At 43.7% G+C, this 1,106-nt stretch carries 1 protein-coding gene; it reads right to left on the bottom strand.

Features of this window, described 5'->3' with window-relative positions:
• A partial coding sequence (locus T515_RS17765; protein WP_442950158.1) for a CD1108 family mobile element protein occupies nucleotides 1-1,106 on the bottom strand: 1,106 nt, incomplete at both ends.

Here is a 1,106-nt window from a genome sequence, read left to right as displayed (position 1 = left end):
GCAAATAATGTTCCTTTGTTTCCCAATGTCTCAACCAGAAGATCGTACCTTGCCTTCTGATCATCAGTTAATCCCATGGCTGAAATGATGGAATCAATGGTTGCACTAGTGAGCTTTACCTTCAAAATATGGTACTCATATTCAACTTCTACATCATAGTAATCAGTAGAAGTCGAACCATCGGGTTCTGTCACCGTATGGCTATGGGTCTCTGTTCTTGTCCGTATCTCCGTTATTGATTCTGTGGTCAAGGAATACTGATGGCTGAATACCTCATTCAGGGTCTCCTGCACCCTGGACTCCGTATAATCCTCATGAAGCACCGTAAGAAGCGCCGCCAGTTCATAAGGATTATGGTATATGGTGGAAAGATCATATCTGTATTCATCATAATCAGGGTACTCTGTCTCAATGTTATCGATCCGGCTCTGTAGGACCGCCTCCTTTTCTTTGTAGCTGTTGTCTACCGCCAGTATCTCAGGATCATCTGCCGTGAATGATGATTCAAGAGTGGTGCTTCCAAGAGAATTCACGAATACGCCGCCGCTTGAAGTTATGCCAACGATAAGTGCCATGATCAAAAGGATCAATGCTACACTAAGGATCACACCCGGATGCTCTTCTATAGCTTCTTTTAGGAATTCTATGAGCTTACCGCTGAGATCTTCCGCTTTATCGACAAATCGTTTTGACAGGCTTCCGACACTGTTTGCAGCCTCTTTTTTAGCCTTATCAAAAGCTGCTTTTTGGTACTCCTTTTTCATGAGAAGCTTTTGCTGTGTTTTCAGACCCTCTCCTGCACCGGCTTTTTTTCCGGTATTCATGTTCATGTCTCTTTTGTCACTGCCAAGCTTTCCGCCATATCCGGAATAAGCTGTTTTATCTCTTCCTGAGGATGGTCCTCCTGAAGAGAATCCCCCGTCAGTACTGTCAGCTTCATCAAATCTGATTGAACCATTATGCTTCCCGGTATACTGATGATAATCCATCATTTCCTCTGCACTAAGTAGAGCATTTGATGTATCGTTCACTGCCTCAACACCAACATTCTCATCTTCATTTTCCTTATCGATTTCTTTCTGCAGAGCTTCCCGCATCGCAAACTC

Source organism: Oribacterium sp. P6A1 (assembly GCF_000702885.1).
GTDB lineage: Bacteria > Bacillota > Clostridia > Lachnospirales > Lachnospiraceae > Oribacterium.
This window is presented reverse-complemented; position numbering and strand designations above follow the sequence as displayed.